Origin of the sequence: Rhodopseudomonas pseudopalustris, assembly GCF_900110435.1 — a bacterium.
GTDB lineage: Bacteria > Pseudomonadota > Alphaproteobacteria > Rhizobiales > Xanthobacteraceae > Rhodopseudomonas > Rhodopseudomonas pseudopalustris.
Map to the genome: position 1 here is coordinate 1 of NZ_FODT01000018.1, position 20,451 is coordinate 20,451.

General features: G+C 64.7%; 21 protein-coding genes and 1 tRNA gene. 14 read left to right on the top strand and 8 right to left on the bottom strand.

Features of this window, described 5'->3' with window-relative positions; translation table 11 throughout:
* Nucleotides 1-106 (top strand): HlyD family efflux transporter periplasmic adaptor subunit (locus tag BMY71_RS24610; RefSeq protein ID WP_139202716.1); only part of this gene is annotated, 106 nt, incomplete at its 5' end.
* 7 nt (nucleotides 107-113) lie between these two features.
* Nucleotides 114-1,034 (top strand): hydroxymethylglutaryl-CoA lyase, encoded by a 921-nt coding sequence (locus BMY71_RS23280; protein ID WP_092686279.1) that lies wholly within the window; start codon nucleotides 114-116, stop codon nucleotides 1,032-1,034.
* A gap of 93 nt (nucleotides 1,035-1,127) precedes the next feature.
* On the opposite strand, the gene BMY71_RS24615 is transcribed toward BMY71_RS23280, so the two are convergent.
* Nucleotides 1,128-1,385 carry a hypothetical protein gene (locus tag BMY71_RS24615; protein ID WP_139202717.1) on the bottom strand — a complete coding sequence of 86 codons (258 nt, stop codon included), beginning with the start codon at nucleotides 1,383-1,385 and terminating at the stop codon, nucleotides 1,128-1,130.
* Between the two features lie 75 nt (nucleotides 1,386-1,460).
* Between BMY71_RS24615 and BMY71_RS23285 the strand changes: the two genes are divergently transcribed.
* Nucleotides 1,461-1,697: a pentapeptide MXKDX repeat protein gene (locus tag BMY71_RS23285; protein ID WP_092686280.1), complete on the top strand. Its 237-nt coding sequence runs from the start codon at nucleotides 1,461-1,463 to the stop codon at nucleotides 1,695-1,697.
* A 63-nt stretch (nucleotides 1,698-1,760) separates the two neighbouring features.
* On the opposite strand, the gene BMY71_RS23290 is transcribed toward BMY71_RS23285, so the two are convergent.
* Nucleotides 1,761-2,111, bottom strand: a complete 351-nt coding sequence (locus BMY71_RS23290) for a GrlR family regulatory protein (RefSeq protein ID WP_092686281.1) — start codon at nucleotides 2,109-2,111, stop codon at nucleotides 1,761-1,763.
* A gap of 196 nt (nucleotides 2,112-2,307) precedes the next feature.
* On the opposite strand from BMY71_RS23290, the gene BMY71_RS23295 reads away from it, so the two are divergent.
* Entirely contained in the window at nucleotides 2,308-2,772 is a 465-nt protein-coding gene (locus BMY71_RS23295) for an FKBP-type peptidyl-prolyl cis-trans isomerase (protein ID WP_011502950.1), read from the top strand.
* Between the two features lie 57 nt (nucleotides 2,773-2,829).
* On the opposite strand, the gene BMY71_RS23300 is transcribed toward BMY71_RS23295, so the two are convergent.
* Nucleotides 2,830-3,162: a hypothetical protein gene (locus BMY71_RS23300; RefSeq protein ID WP_092686282.1), complete on the bottom strand. Its 333-nt coding sequence runs from the start codon at nucleotides 3,160-3,162 to the stop codon at nucleotides 2,830-2,832.
* A 226-nt stretch (nucleotides 3,163-3,388) separates the two neighbouring features.
* On the opposite strand from BMY71_RS23300, the gene BMY71_RS23305 reads away from it, so the two are divergent.
* From BMY71_RS23305 to BMY71_RS23325, 5 genes are all read left to right on the top strand, one after another.
* A complete protein-coding gene (locus BMY71_RS23305) occupies nucleotides 3,389-4,192 on the top strand; it encodes a threonine/serine exporter family protein (RefSeq protein WP_011502952.1) in 804 nt (267 codons plus the stop codon).
* Nucleotides 4,193-4,209: 17 nt separating this feature from the next.
* On the top strand, nucleotides 4,210-4,668 hold the full coding sequence (locus BMY71_RS23310; protein WP_049760768.1) for a threonine/serine exporter family protein: 459 nt from the start codon (nucleotides 4,210-4,212) through the stop codon (nucleotides 4,666-4,668).
* 41 nt (nucleotides 4,669-4,709) lie between these two features.
* Nucleotides 4,710-5,825 (top strand): glycosyltransferase family 4 protein, encoded by a 1,116-nt coding sequence (locus tag BMY71_RS23315; RefSeq protein ID WP_011502954.1) that lies wholly within the window; start codon nucleotides 4,710-4,712, stop codon nucleotides 5,823-5,825.
* A gap of 58 nt (nucleotides 5,826-5,883) precedes the next feature.
* Entirely contained in the window at nucleotides 5,884-6,612 is a 729-nt protein-coding gene (locus BMY71_RS23320) for an FkbM family methyltransferase (RefSeq protein WP_092686283.1), read from the top strand.
* 112 nt (nucleotides 6,613-6,724) lie between these two features.
* On the top strand, nucleotides 6,725-7,618 hold the full coding sequence (locus tag BMY71_RS23325) for a hypothetical protein (RefSeq protein ID WP_175557767.1): 894 nt from the start codon (nucleotides 6,725-6,727) through the stop codon (nucleotides 7,616-7,618).
* Between the two features lie 156 nt (nucleotides 7,619-7,774).
* Here the strand turns inward: BMY71_RS23325 and BMY71_RS23330 are convergent, their stop codons facing one another.
* Together BMY71_RS23330 and BMY71_RS23335 are read right to left on the bottom strand one after the other, a co-directional pair.
* Nucleotides 7,775-8,023: a DUF378 domain-containing protein gene (locus tag BMY71_RS23330; protein WP_011502957.1), complete on the bottom strand. Its 249-nt coding sequence runs from the start codon at nucleotides 8,021-8,023 to the stop codon at nucleotides 7,775-7,777.
* Nucleotides 8,024-8,168: 145 nt separating this feature from the next.
* Nucleotides 8,169-8,648 (bottom strand): DUF3833 family protein, encoded by a 480-nt coding sequence (locus BMY71_RS23335; protein WP_011502958.1) that lies wholly within the window; start codon nucleotides 8,646-8,648, stop codon nucleotides 8,169-8,171.
* A 150-nt stretch (nucleotides 8,649-8,798) separates the two neighbouring features.
* Here BMY71_RS23335 and BMY71_RS23340 point away from each other — a divergent pair, with 150 nt between their 5' ends.
* Both BMY71_RS23340 and BMY71_RS23345 read left to right on the top strand, forming a co-directional pair.
* Nucleotides 8,799-9,542 carry a DUF4336 domain-containing protein gene (locus BMY71_RS23340; protein WP_092686285.1) on the top strand — a complete coding sequence of 248 codons (744 nt, stop codon included), beginning with the start codon at nucleotides 8,799-8,801 and terminating at the stop codon, nucleotides 9,540-9,542.
* 195 nt (nucleotides 9,543-9,737) lie between these two features.
* Nucleotides 9,738-10,178: a peptidase associated/transthyretin-like domain-containing protein gene (locus tag BMY71_RS23345; protein WP_092686286.1), complete on the top strand. Its 441-nt coding sequence runs from the start codon at nucleotides 9,738-9,740 to the stop codon at nucleotides 10,176-10,178.
* Nucleotides 10,179-10,304: 126 nt separating this feature from the next.
* Here BMY71_RS23345 and BMY71_RS23350 read toward each other — a convergent pair whose 3' ends face one another.
* Both BMY71_RS23350 and BMY71_RS23355 read right to left on the bottom strand, forming a co-directional pair.
* The gene (locus BMY71_RS23350) at nucleotides 10,305-10,745 is read right to left on the bottom strand and encodes a hypothetical protein (protein ID WP_139202718.1); all 441 of its coding nucleotides are present in this window, start codon (nucleotides 10,743-10,745) and stop codon (nucleotides 10,305-10,307) included.
* Entirely contained in the window at nucleotides 10,742-11,920 is a 1,179-nt protein-coding gene (locus tag BMY71_RS23355) for a helix-turn-helix domain-containing protein (protein WP_092686288.1), read from the bottom strand. Before BMY71_RS23355 ends, BMY71_RS23350 begins: the two co-directional genes overlap by 4 nt.
* Before the next feature lie 20 nt (nucleotides 11,921-11,940).
* Between BMY71_RS23355 and BMY71_RS24620 the strand changes: the two genes are divergently transcribed.
* Nucleotides 11,941-12,402 (top strand): hypothetical protein, encoded by a 462-nt coding sequence (locus BMY71_RS24620; protein ID WP_139202719.1) that lies wholly within the window; start codon nucleotides 11,941-11,943, stop codon nucleotides 12,400-12,402.
* 208 nt (nucleotides 12,403-12,610) lie between these two features.
* Here the strand turns inward: BMY71_RS24620 and BMY71_RS23360 are convergent.
* Nucleotides 12,611-12,687 (bottom strand) — tRNA-Arg (locus BMY71_RS23360).
* 300 nt (nucleotides 12,688-12,987) lie between these two features.
* On the opposite strand from BMY71_RS23360, the gene BMY71_RS23365 reads away from it, so the two are divergent.
* Together BMY71_RS23365 and pbpC are read left to right on the top strand one after the other, a co-directional pair.
* Nucleotides 12,988-18,201, top strand: a complete 5,214-nt coding sequence (locus tag BMY71_RS23365; protein ID WP_092686312.1) for an alpha-2-macroglobulin family protein — start codon at nucleotides 12,988-12,990, stop codon at nucleotides 18,199-18,201.
* Nucleotides 18,198-20,450 carry a penicillin-binding protein 1C gene (gene pbpC / locus BMY71_RS23370; protein WP_244526145.1) on the top strand — a complete coding sequence of 751 codons (2,253 nt, stop codon included), beginning with the start codon at nucleotides 18,198-18,200 and terminating at the stop codon, nucleotides 20,448-20,450. Before BMY71_RS23365 ends, pbpC begins: the two co-directional genes overlap by 4 nt.
* The last annotated feature ends 1 nt before the right edge of the window (nucleotide 20,451 follow it).

A 20,451-nucleotide genomic window follows, 5' to 3' on the forward strand; every position in this document is an offset into this window, starting at 1 on the left:
CCTGCGCGCGCCGTTCGCGGGAACGCTCAAAGCGATCAAATGCAAGGTCGGCGACATCGTCCAGGAAGGCGTCGAACTCGCCGAGATCGAACCGGACCCGGAGTGACGCGGCGATGAGCGACACCATCCGCATCGTCGAGGTCGGCCCGCGCGACGGGCTGCAGAACGAGAAGATGCCGGTCGGCGTTGCGGACCGGATCGCCTTCGTCGCCGCGCTGGTCGATGCGGGGCTCTCGACGGTGGAAGTCGGCGCATTCGTGTCGCCGAAGGCGGTGCCGCAGATGGTCGGCTCCGACGAGGTGCTGCGCGCGTCGCTCAAGCTCCCTGGCGAATTCCACGTGCTGGTGCCGAACGAGAAGGGCTACGAGGCGGCGCGGGCCGCCGGCGCCCAGGTGGTGGCGGTGTTCGCTTCCGCGTCCGAGGGCTTCTCGCGCGCCAACATCAACTGCTCGGTCGCCGAGTCGATCGAACGCTTCAAGCCGGTGATCGCCCGCGCGCAAGCCGATGGCGTCAGGGTGCGCGGCTACATCTCCTGCGTGCTCGGCTGTCCGTTCGACGGCCAGGTGCCGGTGCAGGCGGTGGTCGACGCTGCGACCACGCTGTGGGATCTCGGCTGCTATGAGGTGTCGCTCGGCGACACCATCGGCGTCGGCACGCCGACCAAAGTGCGCGAGCTGCTGCGCGCCTGCGCCGAGGCGGTGCCGATGGCATCGCTGGCGATGCATTTCCACGACACTTACGGTCAGGCGCTCGCCAATTTGTATGCCGGGCTGGAGGAGGGCGCGCGGGTGATCGACAGCGCCGCCGGCGGGCTCGGCGGCTGCCCCTATGCGCCCGGCGCCACCGGCAATGTCGCGACCGAGGACGTGGTGTATATGCTCGAAGGCATGGGGATCAGCACCGGCGTCGACATGGACAAGCTGATCGCCGCCACCAACGGCGTCTCATCGCTGCTCGGCCGCCCGCCGGTGAGCCGCGTCGTCAATGCGCTAAACGCGAAGAATAAGCGCGTCACTGGCACAACGTCATCCTGAGAGCCTGGCCGCGTAGCCGCGCGCCTCGAAGGATTTGCCACGCCGCGGCCGTCGCCCTTCGAGGCTCGCTGCGCTTGCGCCTCATGGTGACGGCTAATTGCGCCTATCGCACGCTTCCCGCCCTATCACCAGATCCGGCAGCCAGGTCGCAATTCCCGGGAAGAAGCACAGCAGCAACACGGCCAACATCATCGGTGCCGCGAACAACCCCGCACCCGGCATCGCCTGTCGTGTTCGACTGGATTTCATCGAGCCCATGTTTGAATGCAGTGCAACGGAGCGATCAATGATGCTGCGCTGCGCCTGAACAATGCGCGAGCGATGAACAAAATATCCGGCCTTGCGTAACAAATACGTCCTTGCGTTCGTCAGAACCTATGGCGGCGTTCGCCGCTCCCGATCGACTTCAGCAGGATGACAGCAAACATGACCTTCAGCACCCGCATTGCCCTCGGCGTGTCCGCCGCCGCACTCTCGCTCAACCTCGCGCTCGCGCCCGCCGCCTTCGCCATGGACAAGGCGGACACCATGAAGAAGGACACGATGTCCAAGGACAGCATGAAGAAGGATACGATGGCGAAGGACGGCATGAAAAAGGACGACGGCATGCACAAGGACAGCATGACCAAAGACGGCATGTCGAAAGACAGCATGAAGAAGTAAGCCCCGACGCCGGGCGCGCCCGTCCTCGAACGGACGGGCCGCTTTGGCCCGTCGTCCCGCGCGTCAGGCGTCGTCGGCGAGCCAGTGCAGCGTCGCGCGAAAGCTGACGCTGCGGCTGCCGACCAGCGATGTGCCGAACACCTCGGAGCGATCGTCGGCGAACGTGCCGCTGAATCCGGTTGAGACCTCGCGTCCGGCGAACACCGGGCGGGTGGGGGTCTCCGCATAGGGCGTGTGCTGACGCGTCAACAGGTCACCCTTCCAGTTGCCGTCGCCGACGGTGTAGTCGCCGACCGACCAGAAATACGGATCGCCGCCGAGCAGCTTGCCGTCGCGCAGGATGATGACCCCGTTGGCCCAGGCGCGGACCCCGTCGAGCATCCGGATGTGGATCGAATACAGCCCGTTTCTCATCTGTGCGCCCAACGGTCCTGTTCCAATTTACCGCTGCGAGTGGTTCGCGTAAACGACGATTGGGAGCCTCAGTCGAGCAGGAAAGGGGCGGTTCCGGTCGCGACGGGGTTGCGGGGCATGGTTGTGATGACCGCCTGTTCTGTCTAGAACGGAGCCTCGCTCGCGACCGACGTCGACCCTTCCGAGGACAATCCCGATGCCATTCGCTTCCCGCGCCGGCGCCACGCTGGCCTTCGCACTCGTCGCGGCGCTCACCGCAACCGCGACCCTGACAACGAGTACCCCCGCAATGTCCGAGACCGCCAAAACCGTCACCACGCCGTCCGGCCTCAAGGTCGAGGATTCACAGGTCGGCACCGGTGCGTCGCCCGCGCGCGGCCAGATCTGCGTGATGCACTACACCGGCTGGCTGTACGAGAATGGCGTCAAGGGCAAGAAGTTCGACTCGTCTGTCGATCGCAACGAGCCGTTCGAATTCCCGATCGGGATGGGCCGCGTGATCAAGGGCTGGGACGAGGGGGTTGCGAGCATGAAGGTCGGCGGCAAGCGCACGCTGATCATTCCGGCCGAACTCGGCTATGGCGCCCGCGGCGCCGGCGGCGTGATCCCGCCGAACGCCACCCTGATCTTCGAGGTCGAACTGCTCGGCGTGAAGGGCTGACCCCTGCGATAGCATCGGCAGCCGCTCGCCATGCGGGCGGCTGCCGCGTTTTCGGCATTACGGGCGGCCGCAATACACCAGGATGTTGCCGGCGCTGGTGCCGCAGGTCGCGGTGAGCACGCCTTTATCGACCCGCAATGTATCGGCGAAGCGGGCCCGGCTGCCGCTGACGCAGATCGCGGACAGCAGCGTGTCGCCGGATTCGCACGACACCGGGCACCCGTCCGAGGCGCAGGTCGCCGAGGCCAAAGTCTTCACCGGACTGACCGGGACGGCCGCTGACTGCTCGGTCGCAACGCCGGACGAGGCTTCCTCGTGCTTTGAGCTCTTGGCGGCGAATATGATCACAGCGGCGGCAATCAGCGCCATGGCCAACGTCGGGAGTTTCATGGTCAACCTCATTCCTTGAAATAGCGTCACGCTAGGAACCAGATCAGCATAGTCCTGCGCAATGGAATTGGAAGTGATTGCTACCAAAGGCGTTAAATCCCAACAAACGTGCTGCCGGATGGTACCATTGTCCGAACTGCACTTCACCTGCATCTGATCGTCCGACGCCTACGCATGGCGTTCGGCCGATTGTTCGCGTTCAAGAGATTCGTGTCCGAAGTGGCAGATGAATACCCAGCCAGATACCACCGAGATTGACCCCGCCGATCACCATTTGCTCGACCGCATTGCGCATGTGACGCTGCGGGCCGGGGCGATTTTGGCGCAGAGCGGCGCCTCGGTCCGCGTCGTGCATGAGGGTGCGCGGATGATTGCAGGCGGCCTCGGCGTCGAGGTGCTGGGGATACGTTCCGGCTATGCCTCGTTCGAAATCACGCTGGCGCGCGACGAACGCACCCTCACGCGGATGATGCAGATCGGCCCGCACGGCGTGAACCATCGGCTCGACTTCGCGGTCCGCAATTTGGTGCTGCGCGCCTCGCACGGCGGCATGACTCCGGAACAGATTGAGAGCGAACTCGACAGTCTGCAGCTCGACACGCCGAGGCATCCGCCGTGGCTGGTGGCGATCGCGACCGGCGCGGCCTGCGCGGCGTTCGGCCGGCTGCTCGGCGCCGACTGGCTGTCGTTTGTGCCAATGCTGGCGGCGGCGAGCATCGGGCAGGGAATCCGGCACTGGTTGCTCGGGCATCGCACCAATGTTTTCGTTGTCGCCGCGATCGTCGGCTGCGTCGCTGCGACGCTCGGCGGCCTCGGCGCGCGTCTGGTCGGGAGCGGCACGGTCGAACTGGCGATGATGGCGTCGATCCTGCTGCTGGTGCCGGGCGTGCCGTCGACCAATGCGCAGACCGACGTACTGGACGGCTACCCGACGATGGGCAGCGCACGGGCCGTCTGGGTGATCATGATCATGGTGTTCGCGGTCACCGGGCTGTGGCTGGCTGAATTCGTGCTGAGGATTCCCGCGTGATCGACGATCTGATTTCCATGCTGCCTTATCTGGCGCATCAGGCCGCGTTCGGCGCGGTGGCCGCGGCCGGTTTCGGCGTGCTGTTCAATTTTGGTGGCCGGGCGCTGTTCTGGTGCGCGGTTGCCGGCGCGCTGGCGCTCGGCATCCGCACGCTCAGTCAGAAGACCGGCGCCAGCCTCGAGGCTGCGACCTTCCTTGCGGCGATCGGTACCTCCTGCATCGCGATCCTGTCGCGGCGCTGGCTCGGCGTCGCCTGCCACGCCATCGCGCTCGCCGGCTGCATCCCGATGGTGCCGGGTGCTTTCTTCGGTCAGGCGCTGCTCGGTTACATGGCGGTCGCGGCCGACACGTCCGGCCAGTCGGTCGCGCAACTCGTCGCGTCGGCCCAGGCCTTTATCCGCGTGATCTCGATCGTCGGCGCGATCGGCGCGGGGCTGGCGATCCCGGCCTATCTGTTGCGAAGCCGGCAGTTCTGAGAGAGGCTGTCGCGCCGGCCGCTGCCCGCGAGAGACCATCGATGAAAATCGCCTTCGCCATCGTCACCTTGTTTTCCGCCGGCGGTCTGCAGCGAGACTGCATGGCGATTGCCGCGCGGCTGGCCGCGCGCGGCCATGACGTGACGATTTTCACCGAACGTCGCAAGGGCGAAATTCCGCCCGACCTCCACGTCGAACTGCTGCCCAACCGGAAGCTCAGCAATCACCGCCGCGACCTGAAATTCGCTGAGGCCGTGCTGCAGCGATGCGAGGGCCAGTTCGACCGCGTGGTCGGGTTCGGCAAGCTGCTTGGTCTGGACGTGCTGTATTGCGCCGATCCGTGTCTCGCCGCCCGCCGGGTGGGCTGGCTGTCGAAATGGAGTTCGCGCCGTCGGATTCAATTGCTGCTCGAAGCCGACAGCTTCAAGCAGGGGCAGAACACCATTTGCCTGCTGTTGAGCGACAATCAGGTGCGCGAGTTTCGCAGCGCCTGGTCGACCGAACCCGACCGTATCGAAGTTCTGCCGCCGACCATCGATCTCGGCCGGCGGCATTCCGAGTTTCGAACCGACGGCACGCGCGAGCGGATCCGCGCCAGCCTGGGCGTCGCTCCGACGGATCAGCTCTGGCTTGCGATCGCGAACCAGCCCAACGTGAAGGGACTCGATCGCACGCTGACAGCGATGAAAGAGTTCGCAACGGTCCGGCTGGCGATCGCCGGAATCAAACAGGGCAGCAAGCAGGCGACGCAGGTGCTCGGCTGGGCGCGCAGCGTCGGCGTCGCGGATCGCGTTCAGTTTCTCGGTTTCCGCGCCGACGTTCCCGAACTGATGGCCGCTGCCGATCTGCTGGTTCATCCGGCGCGCTACGACACCACCGGAACCGTCATCCTCGAAAGCCTGATCAACGGCCTGCCGGTGATCACCACGGCCGAGTGCGGCTACGCCCCCCACGTCGCCAAGGCCGATGCGGGGTTTGTCGTTCCGAGCCCGTTCGCGCAGGAGACGCTGACCAGGGCATTGGCGGCAGCATCGGACACCCAGCGCGACCACTGGAGCCGGAATGGCGTCGCCTACGGTGTTGCGGAAGAGCTTTACCACGGGCTCGACAGGGCCACGGACATCATTGCTGACCCGGAGTTTCTGTCCGTCCGCTGATTTGAGATTGTTGTTCGGGAGTGCGTCTGTTCATCCTCATGACTGAGTGAGAGCCGCTGTGACCTCTGTGATTGAACGGCTGACGGCGCGGTTGCGCCGAGCGTTCCGCGTACGCCGGATCTCGTTCGACGGCTTCACGCTGGTCGGTTACCGCCATGGCGTTCCGAAGAGCATGACCCACGCATTGTTGGCCGGGGACTACGAAAATCCGGAGCGCCACGCCATCAAGGGTGTCGCGCGGCCGGGCGATCGCGTGGTCGACATCGGCGCTTGCATGGGTGTCGTGTCGCTGACAGCCGCGCGAATCGTCGGCGCAGAGGCGGTTGTGGCGTTCGAGCCCAACCCGGCCGCGGCTATCGTGGCCGCCGAGAACTTCGCGCTCAACAATCTTCCGGTGAAGATCGAGCATGCCGCGGTCGGCGTCGCCGCCGGTTGGGCGACGCTCACCGTCGGCAGCTCAAGCTGGCTCGGCGCCGCGATCGGCGGCGGCCATGCGACCACGATCGAGGTGCCGGTGTGCGCGATCGGCGATGTCATTGCGCAATATCGCCCGACCATTCTGGTGCTCGACGCTGAAGGCATGGAAGTCGACATCCTGCCGGCCTGTCCGATGGGCGGTCTGCGAGCGGTGGTGGCTGAGTTTCACCTGTCGTCGCTCGGGCCCGACAGCGTCGAAGGGCTTCGGCGCCATCTCCGCGCAGAAGGATTTCAGCGCGACGCGCAGCTGAGTGAAGCCGGTGATCTGGTGTGCACTGAGGCCTGGACGCGCGAAGTTCGGACGACTTGATCAGGGGGCTGTCCGAGTCTAGGACAGCGGTTCGTGTACGGCGCGGCTGGCCATGGCGCGCGCCATGCAATCCGCGCCGAAATGCGCATCAGGACGAGTGGCAGGCGACACCATGCCGAAGGCGCTCAGAGACTACACGTGGGCGGATTGGAAACGGCTCCGTCCGCTGGCGCACCGACTCAAGACCGCGCGCTATCAGTGGATCGACCGGCGGTATCGGAGAAAACCCGCGCTGGTCGGCGATCCCGCCGCGGTGGCGCGGGACATCGCCGGCCGCAAGGTGCTCGTCACCGTCGCCTATATGGACCCGGAGGCGATCGACCTGCAGGCGACGCTGCTGCGCCATTTCTTTCCGGATGCGCTGTATGTCGTGGTCGACAATTCGCCGGATGACGACATCGCAAGGCAGATCGCGCGCGTCGCCGCCGCGCGCAGCGTGGCCTATCTGCGCGCGCCCGAAAACCCATGGAAGAAGAGCAGCCGTTCCCACGGCATCGCGCTGAACTGGGCCTGGCACAATGTGATCCGGCCGGGGGCGCCGGAGGCGTTCGGGCTGCTCGATCACGATCTGTTTCCGACCGCGCCGGACGATCCATTCGCTCCGCTTGCGACGCAGGACTTCTACGGCTATGTGCGCGCCGCCGAGCCGGCCAATGGATGCTGGTATCTATGGCCCGGTTTTTCGATGCTGCGCTTTCATGCGGTACAGCACCTCGACCTTGATTTCGGGCAGGACTGGTTTCTCAATCTCGACACCGGCGGCGGAAATTGGGGACCGCTGTACAGCCGCTACGATCTCGACAGGCTGGCGCAATCTCCGTCGCGCTTCGTGCCGTATCGCGACGGGATCGGAACCTATGAGGGGCCGCTGCAATGGTGCGGTTCGTGGCTGCACGAAGTCGGCCAGATGGGCAAGCCCGATGTGATGCGCGACAAGCGCCGCGTCGTGAAGGACATCCTTTCGCCGCATCTGGAAGCGGCGAGGGGGGAGATCGTCGCAGCATGACATTGACCGATGCACTCTGCTTAGCTCGCCGCCGTGCGACGGCAGAGGGTGGCCGTTGATCGCCTGCCTGAGAACGACCAACGGCGTCGTTGTTATGGTCACAGAAGATCGACCAAGCCGGACGATCGCGGCGAGCCGCGATCGTCGACGTCGGACTTAGTAGGTGCGCGCTTCGTGGCTCATTGAGGTCGCCGAGATCTCGCGCGACAGGGACGTCACCTGGAAGATCGCGGAAGCTCCGACCAGAATGTAGACAATCCGCGAGGCGAGGGATGAAGTCGCGGTTTCGGCCGAGCCGTTGCCGAGGATGGCCGACACCAAGTCGAAGTCGAACAAGCCGACCAGACCCCAGTTAAGGCCGCCGACGATGATGAGCAGGAGCGTAACGATATTGATGATTCGCATTGTGTTCTCCGGTTGGGACTACGTCGAAGAACAACCGCGTTAAAGAACCGTTCCGCTCGAGGGTAAGTATTCAGCGACAGGCGACGTGCCGCACGGAGTATGCGCCACGTCGTATCATTTGAGATGCATGCCGCTTCGAGCGGGGTTAGCTCAGCTTGCGGTAGGTGACATGCGCGGTCGCGAATGGAATGCCGGCGCGGCCGGCGCTGCCGCGCACCATGCAGGCGTTGTCGTCGATCCGGTAGAACCAGTCGTCGAAATTGAGCTTGGTGGTCGAACCGTCCGGCTGCGGCGTTTCGCGGGTGTACTCCCAGTGGAAGGCGCAGCCGGCCTGTTCGCCCTTGGCCTCGCCGTCAAGCGTCGGCTCTGCGCCGCTGTAGCTGCCCGGCGCGAGCTTGCGGATGGTCCAGTGCAGCGTGTCGACGTGGCCGTCGTCGAACCGGTAGGTCTCGGTGAAATGCACCGACTGGGTCTGCTCGTCCCATTTGCCCTCGGCTTCGATCGTGCTGCGCTTCTGCAGCCCGCCGATCAGGCTCTCCAGCACGCCCCAGCCTTCCAGCCGGCCGTTGAAGAATTCCTCGGGCAGGAACGCGGGCGTCGTGCCCTTGAAATCGTCGATGGACATAGTGGTCTCCTTTGTTGCCGGAGAGGAACCCGCATCGGCCGACGCTGTTCCGGCGCCGCTGCGATCTATTCAGGAACGAATGCGTCCACGGGCGCTTTGAGCCAGCGCGCTGCGATCCCACAGCCCCCGTCACCGCCGAATGAGCATTCGATGTCCGTAGCGAACTCCGTCGCGTATTTGCCGACCGACACGTTGAAGCCCGTCGCACACGACGTCTGGATCGTCGACAGCGGCCCGCTCAGCGCGATGGGGCTGGAGGTTCCGGTGCGCATGACGGTGGTCCGGCTGGCCTCGGGCGAACTCTGGCTGCATTCGCCGACGTCCTGTTCCAATCATCTGAAAGCCGCGATCGAGCGTCTCGGGCCGATTGCGCATCTCGTCGCGCCGAACATCGCGCACTGGCAGTTTGTGAAGGGCTGGAAAGACCGCTGTCCGGACGCGAAGACCTGGTCCGTCCCGGGCCTGCGGACGCGCGCGCCGGTCATCAAGTCCGGCGTGGTGCTGGACCAGGACCTCGGCGAATCGCCGCCGGGCGCATGGGCCACCGATCTCGATCAGTTGCTGATCACCGGCGGCTTCGGCGTCAACGAAGTCGCGTTCTTTCATCGCGCGACGAAGACGCTGATCCTGACCGATTTCGTCGAGAACCTCGAGCCCGCGAAGCTCGGCCCGGTGGCCGGTCCGCTGGCGTGGCTGGCGGGTGCGACGGCGCCCGACGGCATGGCGCCTGCGCATTATCGCTTTGCGATGAACCGGCGCCGCGACGCCGTCAGAGACACCGCGCGCCATCTGCTGGGGTGGAGACCGGAGCGCGTGATCTTCGCCCACGGAAGCTGGTTCGAAACCGACGGCACAAAGCGCCTGCGCCATTCGCTGCGCTGGCTGCTGGACTGAGGCGCGCCGTTGCGGGCGAGGCGAGGGCGGGACGATGGAGAACTGTCGTCCCTGCGCGTCGCAGCGCACGGCCGCGGTGTGGAGAACGCGAAAGACACTTGACCCTGCGTCTCATCTGCGGCCTCCGCTGCCGGCGCCGTCTTGAATTCCCTCTGAAAGGTTGCGCTTTGGTGCGCCGGAAACAGGGGGATCAGTATGCGGTTATGGGTTGGGGCGGTTTCGGCCGCATTGCTGCTGTCGGGTTGCGCGTCGGTGACGCGCGGCACCACCGAAAACATTTCGATCGCCAGCACGCCGTCCGGCGCGCTGGCTAGTGTCGCAGGGACCGATGCCCCGTTTTCCTGCGTCACGCCCTGCGTTGTCGAAGTGAGCCGCAGCGCCGACATCACCGTCAGCCTCAGCAAAGAAGGCTACGAGCCGCAGATCATCCCGCTCACCCGCGAAATCTCCGGTGGCGGTGGCGCCGGCTTCGCCGGCAACCTGCTGTTGGGCGGCGTCGTCGGCATGGGCGTCGACGCCGCCACCGGCGCCGCGATGGATCACCATCCGAACCCGGTGGTGGTGACGCTGCAGCCGGTGCCTGCGCCGGCGGCGCCAGTCGCGCGGCATCGGAAGCCGCGGGTGCCGACGAGTTGATTGGGATGTTGCTTCGCGTGAAGTACGATTTGGATTCGGTTGCTCTCTTGAAAGTCTGTTCATCCGAGCTCAACGAATTCACAAAGCAGCCAAGGATTTTCTGCTACTGAACAATCCAACCAATTCCTAAGCGAATGCGAAATACTCGTCAGCGGAAAAGGTGGGAACTTTGAAGTGCTTACAAAGGTCAAAGATGGTGTTGAACATTGGCGACCGATGGTCGGAGATCACTCCGAAATTCTTGCAGGCCGCAGTAGCGGTAATAACGATTGCAACTTCGCGCGTTCCCTTGAATAGTTTCTTGCAGATTGGACTTGTTTGAACGCTTACGCATTTCTTTGAGATGTCGCTATCTGGAAAGATCAGGCAGTCAGCGTCATCGATAAACGCTTGCTTCAGGGCAGGTGTAGCCTTGAACAGCTTTTCCTCCCTATGACAAAAGAAGAGCGAGCCAGCGCTGCACAATCCAACGCAATGATTGATGCGAACGTTGCTGCCAGAAGAGAATACAGCGTTTGCCGTTCTGTGATCGATAATCCATCCCGAAACAACAGGAAGTGCTGTCATCCGAAGGCCACTTCAAAACGACGAGCCGCCAAGGAAAAAGCCTTTTCCTGCAGGCTCTCGGTCAGATGGAAGCCTGCATGAACATCGGCTGAATCGATGAATTTGCGGTCAACCGCCAGTTTTGCGACGTAGACTGGTAAATAACCGATCTCTCCAAGAATCTTGGCGTGTACTGCGCCGCCTTTTTGGTCTTGGCTTTCAAGGTCCTTTTCTTCGTCTTTCAGTTGTTTGATCGGTAATGTCTTTCGATGGCTTTCCCAAGTATTCAATTGAGCCTGAGAAATGAAATTTGTCTCTAGTAGTCTTATCGCTGTGGCGTGCATACTCAACAGCGATTGCGATGAAACGGTTGCAATAAATCGGAATAGGTCTGCTCGCACTGTCTTGGGTTGAGCGCCCGCAAGCTCGGAAAACTCACGCTCAGGAGCTAAGAATTCGGCGGCGAACTTGTTGCATTGCCGCTCTATTTCATTCTTTACCACGAAGGGATTCGAAACCCCTGCCTGCCCGAGTAGCATGTGGCAGTATTCGTGGAGCAGTGTGAATAGCTGCGCTTTCGGTGCTAAGATCTTTCGGTTTATGAAGACCGTAGGAAGGCCGGCCTCCGGCGCCAAGAAAAATCCATAGTAGTCATTAGGGGGGGCGTCGTTGATCCGTACAATTGTGCCCTGAGCCTCGACGAACAATCGAAAACTCGCGAGGAAGCGTTGTTCATCCGTGCCTGTTAGTTCGAGCTTCGCAAGCCGGGATCGCTTCCATTCGTTAAAAAACGCCCTGGTATTAGACGCCAAGCGAACGTCGAGCTTTCCTCGCGGGCAGTCATTCGACCAGACAGGTCGGCCAATCTCCAAGGGGTTGAGAAGCTGTGCTGTTGACTCGGAAACTTCTTCCGCAGACCATAGTCGGGCCATGCCCGCCGGAGAAAGATGTGCCGGTCGCGGATGCTTTCTGCGAAAGTCGGCGACGGTTTCGGGCAGATTCGGTGTGAGGTCAGCATCGAGCAAATAACTCGCTAAGCCGTAGGTTTCTGCGAGCCGCTCAAGTTGTCGCGGCGATGGCGCGCGAGTGCCGCTTTCGAATTCCTCAAGCCGCGAAAAGGCAATTCCGGCATAGTCCGCCACCGACTGTAGATCGAAGTGTCGGATCTCTCGGACTTTCCTAAGTGCAATCGTCATTTTAACCTGGGGTGTTATCGATGTCTAATCTTGGAGAGTTTAGCAGCCTGCTACAGCTGGGTGTCGGGTTTGGTGTTGGGCTTTCGTTCTTTCGGGCCCCCATGACGCTCATGCTCTCCAAAATAAAAAGTGGGCTTGTCCATGAATCTGAAGTCTTACATGGTAATCAATCGCCTGAAGCTGGAAGAGCGCGGGCTGCGTTGTCGGATTTCCAAATGGAACTCAATGATGCAGCCAAAAGTTTAAATGATCTTAACATGCCATTTATGATTGCATCGTTAATCGGCGCTGTTGTCAACTGGTTCGCTCTAATTTGGGCGTCATTCTCTGCGCAGCGTCCCTTAACTTCCACAGAAGAATGGCTGCTGACTGGCTTATCCGTTGGGTGGTTCCTTTTTGTCGGAGCGGCTGTTGCCTTGGCGGCGCTGATTTATCTTTTGCCGCTGCACTCTAAACTTAACCGCATTCGCTCCAGTGTCTGACTGCATGACGACTTACGTTGAGAGGTCCAATTGCAGCAACGTTGCCCATGTTGCCAGACGATACGAACTGAGGACGACGACCACAGAAGGGGCGCTCATTGCTGGCGGTCAAACTGGTCTGCAGTGTAGCCTATCACCGGAACTACCTATCCTAAGCGACGCTCGGATCGGATCCCGATGGCGCAGGCGTCATTCGGTCGCGATCAAATGGCGATCCCAGCAGGATTCGAACCTGCAACCCGCGGAGTAGAAATCCGCTACTCTATCCAGTTGAGCTATGGGACCGTCGGGGGCTTTCTAGCACCGCCGATACAGAAAATCCGCCTCCGACACAACTGTCCGAACCAATTGCCGAGATCGCGCGTCCAAACGGTGCGGCGCGTTGTGTTCGGCGCGCCGGCACGCGAAGATGCGAATCTGATGGATCCAAGACAAGACATCGGAAGGCAGACATCGGACCGTCACGGCCATCCGGCTAGGCTGTCGTCTTCGGCCGTGGTTGGGCCGGGCCATCTGCTCGTCATTATTTCAGGCATTTTCTCCATTTTCGGAATGCGGCGGACGTTCGCGGCAGGGGAGTTCGACATGATCGGTTGGGTTCGCGCCATCACGCTTTGCGCCACGCTGGCGCTCGGGCTGGCCTCGGCACAGGCGGCCGACAAGGCCTTCAAACGCGACGAACTTGCGGATTCCGCGATCAAGCTCGAGGCCCAGATCAAGAGCGAGGCCGGGGCAATCAACAAGCCGGCGGCGAGCCTGCGCACCGACGCCGACGCCGCCTTCAAGCGCGGCGATTACCGCACCGGGCTGCAGATCATGGGCCAGATCGCCACCGTCGATCCGGCCGACGGCAGCAACTGGCTGCGGCTCGCCAAGACGGTGTTCCAGATCAAGGCGCCGACCGGTTCGGAACAGACCTTCCTGCTGGAGCGCGCCTCGACCGCCGCCTACATCGCCTATCAGCGCGCCGGCAATGCCGGCGAGGAGGCCGAGGCGCTGGCGGTGCTCGGCCGCGCGATGGCCGACCGGCGGCTGTGGCGCCCGGCGCTCGACGCGCTGCGGCTGTCGCTCGATCTGCGCGAGGTCGCCGAGGTGCGCGGCCGCTACGAGAAGCTGCGCGAGGACCACGGCTTCAAGCTGCTCGACTACACCGTGGATTCGGATTCGGCCTCGCCGCGGGCGTGCTTCCAGTTCTCCGAAGACCTCGCCAAGCGCACCGACTTCGCGCCCTATCTGGCGCTGGCCGGTACCGACAAGCCGGCGCTGACCTCGGAAGACAAACAGCTCTGCGTCGAAGGCCTCAAGCACGGCGAGCGCTACAACATCAATCTGCGCGCCGGGCTGCCGTCGACCGTCAAGGAGACGCTGCCGAAATCGGCCGAGTTCAACATCTATGTCCGCGACCGCAAGCCGCTGGTGCGCTTCACCGGCCGCGCCTATGTGCTGCCGCGCACCGGCCAGCGCGGCATTCCGCTGGTCAGCGTCAACACCCCGACGGTGTCGGTGCAGCTGTTCCGGATCGGCGACCGCAATCTGATCAACACCGTGGTCGACAGCGACTTCCAGCGCACGCTGAGCCGCTACCAGCTCGACGATCTCGGCAGCCAGCGCGGCGCCAAAGTGTGGTCGGGCGAACTCGACACCGCGACGGCGGCGCTTAATGCCGACGTCACCACGGCCTTCGCGGTCGACCAGGTGCTCGGCGATCTGCAGCCCGGCGTCTATGTGATGACCGCCGCGCCGAAGGGGCCGATCGCCAGTTCGGACGATGACGGCCAACTCGCGACGCAATGGTTCATCGTGTCCGATCTCGGGCTCACCGCGTTCTCCGGCAATGACGGCATCCACGTCTTCGTCAACTCGCTGGCCTCGACCGACCCGGTCGGCAAAGCCGAAGTCCGGCTGATCGCGCGCAACAATGAAATCCTCGCCACCCGCAAGACCGACGAGTCCGGCCACGTGCTGTTCGAAGCCGGGCTGTCGCGGGGCGAGGGCGGTCTGTCTCCGGCGCTGCTGACGGCGACCGGCGAGAAGGCCGACTATGCCTTCCTCAGCCTGAAATCGAACGCCTTCGACCTGTCCGACCGCGGCGTCTCGGGCCGCGCGGTGCCGGCCGGCGCCGATGCCTTCGTCTATGCCGAGCGCGGCGTCTATCGCGGCAGCGAGACCGTCTATCTCACCGCGCTGCTGCGCGACGGCCAGGGCAACGCCATCGTCGGCGGGCCGATGACGCTGGTGATCGAGCGGCCGGACGGCGTCGAATTCCGCCGCGCCGTGCTGTCCGACCAGGGCGCCGGCGGCCGCAGCCTCGCGGTTCCGCTGAACTCGGCGGTGCCGACCGGCACCTGGCGGGTGCGCGCCTTCACCGATCCGAAGGGCGCCAGCATCGGCGAGACCACCTTCATGGTCGAGGACTACGTTCCAGACCGGATCGAATTCGACATCTCGTCCAAGGACAAGCAGATCAAAGCTGATGCTCCAGTGGAACTGAAGGTCGACGGCCGCTTCCTGTATGGTGCGCCGGCGTCGGGGTTGGCGCTGGAGGGCGACCTGCTGGTCGCGCCGGCCGCGGGCCGTCCCGGCTATGCCGGCTACCAGTTCGGCGTCGCCGATGAGGAGACCACCAGCAACGAGCGCACCCCGCTGGAAAACCTGCCGGAGGCCGACGCCAATGGCAGCGCAAGCTTCCCGTTGGTTCTGCCGAAGCCGCCGTCGTCGACACGGCCGCAGGAGGCGCAGATCTTCATCCGGATGCGCGAGGCCGGCGGCCGCGCGGTTGAACGCAAGCTGGTGCTGCCGGTCGCGCCGGCCAGTCCGATGATCGGCGTCAGGCCGCTGTTCGCCGACAAGAATGTCGCCGACGGCGACGCCGCCAAGTTCGAGGTCGCCTTCGTCGACCCGGACGGCGCCGCGTTGACGCGCAGCGGGCTGCGCTACGAGCTGCTGAAGATCGAGTCGCATTATCAATGGTACCGGCAGAATTCCTCATGGGATTTCGAACCGGTGAAATCGACCAAGCGGGTGGCCGACGGCGATCTTTCGGTCGCGCCGGACAAGCCCGGCCAATTGTCGTTCCAGCCCGAGACCGGCCGTTACCGGCTCGACGTCAAGACAGCGGACGCCGATGGCCCGATCACCTCGGTGCAGTTCGATGTCGGCTGGTACTCGGACGGTAGCGCCGACACCCCTGATCTGCTGGAGACCTCGATCGACAAGCCGGAATATGCCTCCGGCGACAGCATGACGGTGACAGTCAACGCCCGGTCCGCCGGCTTGTTGACGGTCAACGTGCTCGGCGATCGGCTGCTGACGACACAGTCGCTGACGGTGAAGCAGGGCTCGTCGCAGGTCAGGATCCCGGTCGGCAAGGATTGGGGCTCCGGCGCCTATGTGGTGACGACGCTGCGTCGGCCGCTCGACGCCGCGGCGCAGCGGATGCCGGGTCGCGCGATCGGCGTGCAATGGGTCTCGATCGACAAGAAGGCGCGGACGCTTCAGGTCGCGCTGTCGCCGCCGGCGCTGGTGCGGCCGTCGACCACGCTGAAGCTGCCGGTCAAGCTCGGCGGGCTCGCCCCCGGCGAGGACGCCAAGATCGTGGTCGCGGCAGTCGACGTCGGCATTCTGAATCTCACCAATTACAAGCCGCCGGCGCCGGACGATTATTATCTCGGCCAGCGCCGCATGACTTCAGAGATCCGTGATCTTTATGGCCAGCTGATCGACGGCATGCAGGGCACCCGTGGCCAGATCCGCTCGGGCGGCGACGCCGCCGGTGCCGAGCTGCAGGGCAGCCCGCCGACGCAGAAGCCGCTGGCGCTGTATTCCGGGATCGTCACCGTCGCCGCCGATGGCAGTGCGGAGATCAGCTTCGATATTCCGGAATTCGCCGGCACCGCGCGGGTGATGGCGGTCGCGTGGACGGCCACCAAGGTCGGCCGCGCCAACATCGACGTCACCGTGCGCGATCCGGTGGTGCTGACCACGACGCTGCCGCGCTTCCTGCGCAACGGCGATCGCGGCACCATGGCGTTCGACCTCGACAACGTCGAAGGCTCGCCCGGCGACTTCACCATCAAGGTGACTGCCAACGGTCCGGTGAAATTGAACGGTCCTGCATCCACAACGATGAAGCTCGCCGCCAAGCAGCGCGGCTCGGCTTCGCTGGCCGTCGAGGCCGGCGGGGCGGGCACCGCGACACTCGACGTCGCCATCACCGGTCCGAACGGGCTGACGCTGGCGCGGCACTACGCGCTCGACGTCCGGCCCGCGAACCAGACGCTGGCGCGACGCTCGATCCGCACGCTGGCCAAGCAGGAGAGCCTGACGCTGACGGCGGATATGTTCTCCGACCTGGTGCCGGGCACCGGCGGCCTGTCGCTGTCGGTCAGCCAGTCGACCGCGCTCGACGCCGCCACGATCCTCAAGGCGCTCGATCGCTATCCGTTCGGCTGTTCCGAGCAGATCGCCAGCCGCGCGATGCCGCTGCTGTACGTCAACGATCTCGCCGCCGGCGCGCATCTGGCGATGGATACGAGTGCCGATGAACGGATCAGGACCTCGATCGACCGGTTGCTGGCCCGGCAGGGCTCGAACGGCTCGTTCGGCCTGTGGTCGTCCGGCGGCGACGACGCCTGGCTCGACGCCTATGTCACCGACTTCCTGACGCGGGCGCGCGAGAAGAGTTTCGTCGTTCCCGACGTTGCCTTCCGCAGCGCGCTCGACCGCATTCGCAACGCGGTGGTCAATGCCGAGGAGCCGGAGAAGGACGGCGGCCGCAACCTCGCTTACGGGCTCTACGTGCTGGCCCGAAACGGTGTCGCGCCGATCGGCGACCTGCGCTATCTCGCCGACACCAAGCTCGACAAGCTGGCGACGCCGATCGCGAAGTCGCAGCTTGCCGCGGCGCTGGCGCTGGTCGGCGATCGTTCGCGCGCCGAGCGGGTTTATGCCGCAGCCGCCGGAGACCTCGCGCCGAAGCCGGTGATCCAGTTCGGCCGGGTCGACTATGGCTCGGCGTTGCGTGACGCCGCCGCTTTGGTGTCGCTCGCCAGCGAAGGCAATGCGCCGAAGGCGACGCTGACAACCGCGGTCCAGCGCGTCGAGGCGGCGCGCGGGCTGACGCCCTACACCTCGACCCAGGAGAACGCCTGGCTGGTGCTGGCGGCGCGCGCGCTCGCCAAGGAGACGATGAGTCTCGACGTCAACGGCAGCGCGGTGAAGACCGCGTTGTATCGCAGCTACAAGGCCGAGGAGGTGCGCGGCCAGCCGGTTCGGATCGCCAACACCGGCGACAGTCCGGTGCAAGCGGTGGTCACCGTCAGCGGCTCGCCGGTGACGCCGGAGCCTGCCGCCAGCAACGGCTTCAAGATCGAGCGCAATTACTTCACGCTTGCCGGCGAGCCGGCCGACATCACTAAAGCGAAGCAGAACGACCGCTTCGCGGTGGTGCTGACGGTCACCGAGGCGAAGCCGGAATATGCGCATGTGATGATCGCGGACTATCTGCCGGCCGGCCTCGAGATCGACAATCCGCATCTGGTGTCGTCGGGCGACAGCGGCACGCTGGACTGGATCGAGAACGGGCAGGAGCCGGTGAACACCGAATTCCGCGACGACCGCTTCACCGCCGCCATCAACCGCGGCACCGAAGACAAAGCGGTGTTCACCGTGGCCTATGTGGTGCGCGCGGTGTCGCCCGGCAAATACGTGCTGCCGCAGGCTTACGTCGAGGACATGTACAATCCCTCGCGTTACGGCCGCACCGGCACCGGCGTCGTCGAGGTGCGCGCGGCGAAATGAGCGAGGCGCCGACCAACACACCTTTGACTGAAACCGAGACCTCGTGTCCCGGGCGCGGTGCAGCACGCCGTGCTGTTCCGCAGACCCGGGATCCCGGTTCGGCGGCCGATGTCACCGGGGCTCCGGATCAGCCGCGCACCACGCCGCAAGGGCGGCGCGCTGCGCTGCATCCGGGGAACGGCCGCCTACTCCGAAATGCCGCCGTTGCGCTATTCGCGATCGTTGCCGTGTCGATCGGCGGCCTCGCGGCCTACGCCATATCGCTCGGGCCGCTGCCGCTCGACGAGGCGCGCAGGACATCGGTCAGCGTGGTCGACCGCCACGGCAAGCTGCTGCGGGCTTATGCGATGACCGACGGCCGCTGGCGGCTGCCGGTCGATGCGAAGACGAGCGTCGACCCGCGTTTTCTTCAGCAACTCATCGCCTATGAGGACAAGCGGTTCTGGTCGCATCACGGCGTCGACCCGCTGGCGACCGGGCGAGCGGCGCTGCAGCTCGTCACCCACGGCCAGATCGTCTCGGGTGGCTCGACCATCACCATGCAGCTCGCCCGCCTGATGGAGCCGCGGCGCGAGCGTTCGCTCGGCGCCAAGCTGCGCCAGATGGTCCGCGCTGTCGAGCTCGAGTGGAAGCTCGACAAGCAGCAGATCCTCGATCTGTATCTCGCTCTGGCGCCCTATGGCGGCAATCTCGAAGGCGTCCGCGCCGCATCGATCGCGTATTTCGGCAAGGAGCCGAAGCGGCTGACGCTCGCGGAGTCGGCGCTGCTGGTGGCGTTGCCGCAATCCCCCGAAACCCGCCGGCTCGACCGCCATCCCGATGCGGCCAGAGCGGCGCGCGATCGCGTTCTGGCGCGGATGGTCGAGGACGGCGTCGTCAGCGCCGAGGACGCCGCGCAGGCGAGGGCGGCGCCGGTGCTGCGCCAGCGCAAGCCGATGCCGGTGCTGGCGCCGCATTCCGCCGACCAGGCGGCCGCCGCGGTCAAGGACGCCCCGGTGATTCGGCTGACGCTCGACGCCGGAATCCAGCGAGCGTTGGAGGCGCTCGCCCGCGACCGCGCCACAGCGCTCGGCCCCGACATCTCGATCGGAATCGTCGCGGTGGACAATGACAGCGGCGACGTGCTCGCCCATGTCGGCTCGGCCGACTATTTCGACGACCGCCGCGCCGGGCAGGTCGACATGACCCGCGCGGTGCGATCGCCGGGCTCGACGCTGAAGCCGTTCATCTACGGGCTCGCGTTTGAGGACGGCTTCGTCCATCCGGAAAGCCTGATCGACGATCGGCCGGTGCGGTTCGGCGCCTATGCGCCCGAGAATTTCGACATGACGTTCCAGGGCACGGTGACAGTCCGAAAGGCGCTGCAATTGTCGCTGAACGTTCCGGCGATCGAATTGCTGGATCGGGTCGGCTCAAGCCGATTGGCGTCGCGGCTGAAGCAGGCCGGGGCAAGTCTGGTGCTGCCGAAGGACGAAGCGCCCGGGCTGGCGATGGGTTTGGGAGGCGTGGGCGTCCGACTGATCGATCTGGTGCAGCTCTACAGCGGCGTCGCGCGGCTTGGCAGCGTTGCCCCGTTGCGGGAGATCGCCAGCAAAAACAATGGCGAGCGGGAGACTCTGCGTCTGCTGGATAAAGTCGCGGCCTGGCAAATCGGCAACGTTCTGATCGGCACGCCGCCGCCGGAAAACGCGGCCCGTAACCAGATCGCGTTCAAGACCGGCACCAGCTACGGCTATCGCGACGCCTGGTCGGTCGGATTCGACGGCAAGATCACCATCGGCGTCTGGGTCGGACGGCCGGACGGCGCTCCGGTCCCCGGGTTGATCGGCCGGGTCGCCGCCGCGCCGGTGCTGTTCGACGCCTTCGCCCGCACCGGCCAGTTGCGCGCAGCGCTGCCAAAGCCGCCGCGCGGAACGCTGACCGCCAGCAACACCCAACTGCCGCTGCCGCTGCGCCGGTTCCGCTCGGCGGGCGAGCTTGTTCGATCCGGCAACGAGCAGGCGTTGCGAATCCAGTTTCCGCTGAATGGCTCGCGGATCGACGCGCAGAGCCAGGCTTCCACCGGCGCGCTGCCGGTCAAGGTCGCCGGCGGAGTGTTGCCGATGACGGTGATGGTGAATGGCCTGTCGGCCGGCGAGATCGACGGCCGCCGCCAACGACTGATTGCGCCGCCCGGTCCGGGCTTCGTCCGGCTCACCGTGATGGACGCGGTCGGCGCAGCAGACACAGTCGTTGTGAGAATCCAGTAGC

What these genes read in the sequence shown, in the direction of transcription:
- BMY71_RS23280 (WP_092686279.1), top strand. Translation starts at nt 114, where the DNA reads ATGAGCGACACCATCCGCATCGTCGAGGTCGGCCCGCGCGACGGGCTG.
- BMY71_RS23285 (WP_092686280.1), top strand. Translation starts at nt 1,461, where the DNA reads ATGACCTTCAGCACCCGCATTGCCCTCGGCGTGTCCGCCGCCGCACTC.
- BMY71_RS23290 (WP_092686281.1), bottom strand. Translation starts at nt 2,111, where the DNA reads ATGAGAAACGGGCTGTATTCGATCCACATCCGGATGCTCGACGGGGTC.
- BMY71_RS23295 (WP_011502950.1), top strand. Translation starts at nt 2,308, where the DNA reads ATGCCATTCGCTTCCCGCGCCGGCGCCACGCTGGCCTTCGCACTCGTC.
- BMY71_RS23300 (WP_092686282.1), bottom strand. Translation starts at nt 3,162, where the DNA reads ATGAAACTCCCGACGTTGGCCATGGCGCTGATTGCCGCCGCTGTGATC.
- BMY71_RS23305 (WP_011502952.1), top strand. Translation starts at nt 3,389, where the DNA reads ATGAATACCCAGCCAGATACCACCGAGATTGACCCCGCCGATCACCAT.
- BMY71_RS23310 (WP_049760768.1), top strand. Translation starts at nt 4,210, where the DNA reads ATGCTGCCTTATCTGGCGCATCAGGCCGCGTTCGGCGCGGTGGCCGCG.
- BMY71_RS23315 (WP_011502954.1), top strand. Translation starts at nt 4,710, where the DNA reads ATGAAAATCGCCTTCGCCATCGTCACCTTGTTTTCCGCCGGCGGTCTG.
- BMY71_RS23325 (WP_175557767.1), top strand. Translation starts at nt 6,725, where the DNA reads ATGCCGAAGGCGCTCAGAGACTACACGTGGGCGGATTGGAAACGGCTC.
- BMY71_RS23330 (WP_011502957.1), bottom strand. Translation starts at nt 8,023, where the DNA reads ATGCGAATCATCAATATCGTTACGCTCCTGCTCATCATCGTCGGCGGC.
- BMY71_RS23335 (WP_011502958.1), bottom strand. Translation starts at nt 8,648, where the DNA reads ATGTCCATCGACGATTTCAAGGGCACGACGCCCGCGTTCCTGCCCGAG.
- BMY71_RS23340 (WP_092686285.1), top strand. Translation starts at nt 8,799, where the DNA reads ATGTCCGTAGCGAACTCCGTCGCGTATTTGCCGACCGACACGTTGAAG.
- BMY71_RS23345 (WP_092686286.1), top strand. Translation starts at nt 9,738, where the DNA reads ATGCGGTTATGGGTTGGGGCGGTTTCGGCCGCATTGCTGCTGTCGGGT.
- BMY71_RS23350 (WP_139202718.1), bottom strand. Translation starts at nt 10,745, where the DNA reads ATGACAGCACTTCCTGTTGTTTCGGGATGGATTATCGATCACAGAACG.
- BMY71_RS23355 (WP_092686288.1), bottom strand. Translation starts at nt 11,920, where the DNA reads ATGACGATTGCACTTAGGAAAGTCCGAGAGATCCGACACTTCGATCTA.
- BMY71_RS24620 (WP_139202719.1), top strand. Translation starts at nt 11,941, where the DNA reads ATGTCTAATCTTGGAGAGTTTAGCAGCCTGCTACAGCTGGGTGTCGGG.
- BMY71_RS23365 (WP_092686312.1), top strand. Translation starts at nt 12,988, where the DNA reads ATGATCGGTTGGGTTCGCGCCATCACGCTTTGCGCCACGCTGGCGCTC.
- pbpC (WP_244526145.1), top strand. Translation starts at nt 18,198, where the DNA reads ATGAGCGAGGCGCCGACCAACACACCTTTGACTGAAACCGAGACCTCG.